At 67.2% G+C, this 5,132-nt stretch carries 4 protein-coding genes and 1 pseudogene; all 5 read left to right on the plus strand.

Features of this window, described 5'->3' with window-relative positions; all coding sequences use genetic code 11:
• Positions 1 to 480: pseudogene (locus AC1DFE_RS23665) on the plus strand (glycine dehydrogenase (aminomethyl-transferring)); the annotation flags it as partial.
• Positions 481 to 505: 25 nt separating this feature from the next.
• Complete coding sequence (gene gcvT / locus AC1DFE_RS23670; protein WP_476908270.1) at positions 506 to 1,666, plus strand: glycine cleavage system aminomethyltransferase GcvT; 1,161 nt, start codon at positions 506 to 508, stop codon at positions 1,664 to 1,666.
• Positions 1,667 to 2,163: 497 nt separating this feature from the next.
• Positions 2,164 to 2,547 carry a glycine cleavage system protein GcvH gene (gene gcvH, locus AC1DFE_RS23675; protein WP_476908271.1) on the plus strand — a complete coding sequence of 128 codons (384 nt, stop codon included), beginning with the start codon at positions 2,164 to 2,166 and terminating at the stop codon, positions 2,545 to 2,547.
• Positions 2,544 to 3,869, plus strand: coding sequence for a serine hydroxymethyltransferase (glyA, locus tag AC1DFE_RS23680; RefSeq protein WP_476908272.1), 1,326 nt, complete (start codon positions 2,544 to 2,546; stop codon positions 3,867 to 3,869). The genes gcvH and glyA overlap by 4 nt, the downstream gene beginning before the upstream one ends.
• Positions 3,870 to 3,998: 129 nt before the next feature.
• The coding region (locus tag AC1DFE_RS23685; protein WP_476908273.1) for an L-serine ammonia-lyase at positions 3,999 to 5,132 on the plus strand (1,134 nt) is incomplete at its 3' end.

The raw sequence follows: 5,132 nt of genomic DNA on the forward strand, positions 1-5,132 counted from the left end.
CTCTACACCGGGGACAGCGGCCTGGTGGCACACGAGTGCATCCTGGACCTGCGCGAACTCACCGCCCGGACCGGCGTGACCGCCGAGGACGTCGCCAAGCGCCTGATCGACTACGGCTTCCACGCCCCCACCCTGGCGTTCCCGGTCGCCGGCACCCTGATGGTGGAGCCCACCGAGTCCGAGGACCTGGGCGAGATCGACCGGTTCATCAGGGCCATGATCGCCATCCGCGGCGAGATTGACCAGGTGGCCAACGGCGACTTCACCGTGGAGAACAGCCCGCTGCGCAACGCACCGCACACCGCGGCCGCTGCGATCAGCTCCGACTGGGACCGCGCCTACCCGCGCGAACAGGCCGTCTTCCCCGTGCACACGCTCAAGCAGGACAAGTACTTCCCGCCCGTAGGCCGCATCGATGGCGCGGCAGGCGACCGTAACCTGGTCTGCTCCTGCCCTCCGATCGAAGCGTTCGAGAACTAGACTTCGTCCCACAAAGGATTCCTCAATGACTGAGAACTACACTGCCCTTTACGAGGAGCACAAGAAGCTGGGCGCCTCGTTCACCGACTTCGGCGGCTGGCAGATGCCGCTGAAATACGGCTCCGAACTGGCCGAGCACAAGGCCGTCCGGAACTCGGCCGGCATCTTTGACCTCTCCCACATGGGCGAAGTCTGGGTGACCGGCCCGGACGCCGCCGCGTTCCTCGACTACGCCCTGGCCGGGAAGATGTCCGCCATGGCCGTCGGCAAGGCCAAGTACTCCCTGATCTGCAACGAGGACGGCGGCATCATCGACGACCTCATCGTGTACCGCCGTCCGTCTGAGGCTGAGGCCGCAGAAAACAGTGCCCACAGGTTCCTGGTGGTCCCGAACGCCGGCAACGCCAAGGTGGTGGCCCAAGCCCTCGCCGAGCGGGCAGCAAACTTCGACGTCGCCGTCGAGGACGCCTCCGCCGAGACGTCGCTGATCGCCGTGCAGGGCCCGAAGGCCGAGGAGATCCTCCTGCGCCTGGTCCCTGCCGCCCAGCACGGGCTGGTCACCGGGCTGAAGTACTACGCCGCCGTCGAGGTTCCCTTCCTGGTGGCCGGCGCCAGCCGGAACCTGCTGCTGGCCCGCACCGGGTACACCGGTGAGGACGGTTTCGAGATCTTTGTGGAGAACGACGGCGCCGCCGCCCTCTGGCAGACCGTCGTCGCCATCGCGGACGAGGGGGAACTGACGCCGTCCGGCCTGGCCTCCCGCGACTCGCTCCGCCTCGAGGCCGGCATGCCGCTGTATGGCAACGAGCTCTCCCTGGAAGGCGACCCGTTCGCCGCCGGCCTGGGCCCCGTCGTCGCGCTGTCCAAGGAAGGCGACTTCGTGGGCAAGGCCGCGCTGGCCGCCAGGAAGGAAGCCGGAGCCGGTTCCACCTCGGGCCGGAAGCTCGTGGGCCTCAAGGGCCTGGGCCGCCGCGCCGGCCGCGGACACTACCCGGTCCTCAAGGACGGCAACGTCGTCGGCGAAGTCACCTCCGGCCAGCCCAGCCCCACCCTCGGCTACCCGGTCGCCATGGCCTACGTCGACGTCGCCTACGCCGAACCAGGCACGGCACTGGACATCGACCTGCGGGGCAAGGCGGAGCCGTTCAAAGTCGTCGCACTGCCCTTCTACAAGCGCACCAAGTAGCCCGGCTCGCCGTCCTGCCTTACCGCCTTCGTCCCCGGCTCCGCCCTGGGTCCGGAGCCGGCCGGCCCCAGTTTTCACGCGTGCTGCTCCTTCGTCGCTTTGACGCACGCTTTCGAAAACCGCGGCCAGCCAGCCCCTCGAGGGCAGCTCACCTACGTGCCGATCAGGACAGAAACAACGCCGGAACCAGCGCCTTCGAAAGCCTAAGGTGCTGGGGGAGGGGCCGCTGACCGCTGGTTGAGCTCGTCGAAACCGAGGCCGGTTGTCCTCGCTCTCGACAGGCCCCGATCAGCGGGGCGGTGCAAGCTCGATCATTGGGGGTTGAGCTTGCCGAACCCGAGCACCACAGGGCTCAGAGACGCGGAGGTATTGATTTCTTCCCGGAAACTGTTGGCCCCTAGAACTGAACTGAATAGCGGCGGAGGAGTTCCCTCACCCGCCACCCAGCCACCTGCCGCCGTACCGAACCACAAGATTTCGAAAGTTAGGAAGAAAACATGGCAAAAGTTGCCGCTGAATTGCAGTACTCCGACGAACACGAGTGGGTTTCCCGCGAAGACGGGAACGTCGTTTCCATCGGTATCTCCGCCGTGGCCACTGACGCCCTCGGCGACATTGTCTACGTGGACCTGCCCGAGGTCGGCTCGGCCGTGACCGCGGGGGAGACCTGCGGCGAGGTGGAGTCCACCAAGTCCGTCTCCGACCTGTACTCCCCGGTGACGGGCGAGGTCACGGAGATCAACCCGGTCGTCGTCGAGGACCCGGCCCTGATCAACAACGATCCGTACGGTGCCGGCTGGCTCTTCAAAGTGGCTGCCGATTCCGAGGGCCCGCTGCTTTCCGCCGAGGAATACGCTTCCAAGAACGGCGGCGAGCTGTGAGCGCCGCGCAGGCCGCAACAGCGGCGTTCGAGCAGGTCGTGTCCCCGAGCCTGAACGCGGACCTCGCGGAGCTGGATCCGGAGATCGCGGCGAAGATCGACGACGAGCTCGGCCGCCAGCGCGAGGGCCTGGAGATGATCGCGTCGGAGAACCACACCGCCGCGGCCGTTATGCAGGCTCAGGGTTCGGTGCTGACCAACAAGTACGCCGAGGGCTACCCGGGCAAGCGCTACTACGGCGGCTGCGAGCACGTTGACGTGATCGAACAGCTGGCCATTGACCGCGTCAAGGCACTGTTCGGCGCCGAGTACGCGAACGTGCAGCCGCACTCCGGTGCCCAGGCGAACGCCTCGGTGATGCACGCCCTGATCAAGCCGGGCGACACCATCATGGGCCTGAACCTGGCCCACGGCGGCCACCTCACCCACGGCATGCGCATCAACTTCTCCGGCCGCCTCTACAACGTCATCCCGTACCAGGTCCGCGAAGAGGACCACCGGATCGACATGGCCGAGGTGGAGCGCCTGGCGCAGGAGCACAAGCCGGCCCTGATCGTGGCCGGCTGGTCCGCGTATGCCCGGCAGCTGGACTTCGCCGAGTTCCGCCGGATCGCCGACTCCGTGGGCGCCTACCTGATGGTGGACATGGCGCACTTCGCGGGGCTGGTCGCCGCGGGCCTGCACCCGTCACCGGTGCCGCACGCGCACGTCACCACGTCCACGACGCACAAGACCCTCGCCGGTCCGCGCGGCGGCATCATCCTGACCAACGACGCCGACGTCGCCAAGAAGGTCAACTCCGCAGTGTTCCCGGGCCAACAGGGCGGCCCGCTGGAGCATGTGATCGCCGGCAAGGCGGTGGCCTTCAAGATTGCCGCGTCCGAGGAGTTCAAGGAGCGCCAGGAGCGCGTGCTGGCCGGTGCCCGGATCCTCGCCGAGCGCCTGGTCCAGCCGGACGTCAACGCCAAGGGCATCTCCGTGGTGTCCGGCGGCACCGATGTGCACCTGGTCCTGGTTGACCTGCGCAACTGCGAGCTCGACGGGCAGCAGGCCGAGGACCGCCTCGCCGCGATTGACATCACGGTGAACCGCAACGCCGTGCCGTTCGACCCGCGCCCGCCGATGGTCACCTCCGGGCTCCGCATCGGCACCCCGGCCCTGGCCACGCGCGGCTTCGGCGAAGCAGCCTTCGCAGAGGTTGCGGACATCATCGCCGAGGCCCTCACGGCCGACGCCGGTGCTGACCTGTCCGCACTGCGTACCCGCGTGGAGGCGCTAGCCGCCGCGCACCCGCTCTACCCGTCAGTCGCCCCGCTGAGTTAACCCCTTCGGGCGACCGACACCCCAGGGGTGGAGTTTTTGTCCAGATATCGCGAGTTCGAGGCCCATTTGGGGCCATTATCTGGACAAAAACTCCGCCCCACCTGACCACATGTCTAGTTAGGATTGATTATGGCCGTTGGAGTCTTTGATCTCTTTTCCATTGGGATCGGGCCGTCGAGTTCCCACACCGTGGGGCCAATGCGTGCTGCTGCCGTCTTTGCCGGGGAGCTCCGGTCCTCCGGAAAGCTGGAGAGCGTCGCGTCACTGCGCGTGGATCTCTACGGCTCGCTCGCGGCAACCGGGCACGGCCACGGAACCATGACGGCGATCCTGCTGGGCCTGGAGGGGTACCACCCGGACCTGATCCTTCCCGATGAGGTTGAGGACCGTCTCGCCGCCATCGCTGAAACCGGCATTCTGCAGCTCGCCGCGTCCGTGCCGCTGCCGTATGGCGTGAAGGACATGATCCTGCACCCGCTCACGGTCCTGCCGCGCCACACCAACGGCATGAAGTTCGCGGTGTCCGATGCTGAGGGGAACGTGCTGCACGAGGCGACGTTCTTCTCCGTCGGCGGCGGGTTCATTGTCCGGGAGGGCGAGGAGGATGCGGCCCTGAAGGAGCTCGCGGAGTCCAAGAAGGAATTGCCGCTGCCGTTCCGGACTGCTGCCGAACTGCTGGGCCGCTGCCACTCCAAGGGGCTGTCCATCGGCGACATCATGCTGGTCAACGAGCGCGCCTCCCGCTCCGAGGAGGACATCCGGGCGGGTCTGCTTCACATCTACTCGGTCATGGAGAGCTGCGTCGCCGTCAGCCTGAAGCGCGAGGGGCTGCTGCCTGGCGGACTGAAGGTCCGCCGTCGCGCCCCCGACTGGCATGAACGCCTCCTGAAGGAGGACAAGGACCGGGACCCCAAGTATTGGCAGGAGTGGGTCAACCTGATCGCCCTGGCCGTGAACGAGGAAAACGCCTCCGGCGGCCGCGTGGTGACCGCACCAACCAACGGCGCCGCCGGAATCATCCCTGCCGTGCTGTACTACGCGCTGCACTTCGCCCCAGGAATGGACCAGGCGAGCCAGGAAGACCGCGACGACGTCATCGTCCGTTTCCTGCTCACGGCAGGTGCCGTCGGGGTGCTGTACAAGGAACAGGCGTCCATTTCCGGCGCGGAGGTGGGCTGCCAGGGCGAGGTGGGTTCGGCGTCGTCGATGGCCGCCGCCGGGCTTGCGGAAGTCATGGGCKGCACGCCCGCGCAGGTGGAGAAC

It is taken from the genome of Arthrobacter sp. 05T423 (assembly GCF_056396245.1).

Coding starts and splice junctions, on each gene's coding strand:
- gcvT (WP_476908270.1), top strand. CDS start 506: ATGACTGAGAACTACACTGCCCTTTACGAGGAGCACAAGAAGCTGGGC.
- gcvH (WP_476908271.1), top strand. CDS start 2,164: ATGGCAAAAGTTGCCGCTGAATTGCAGTACTCCGACGAACACGAGTGG.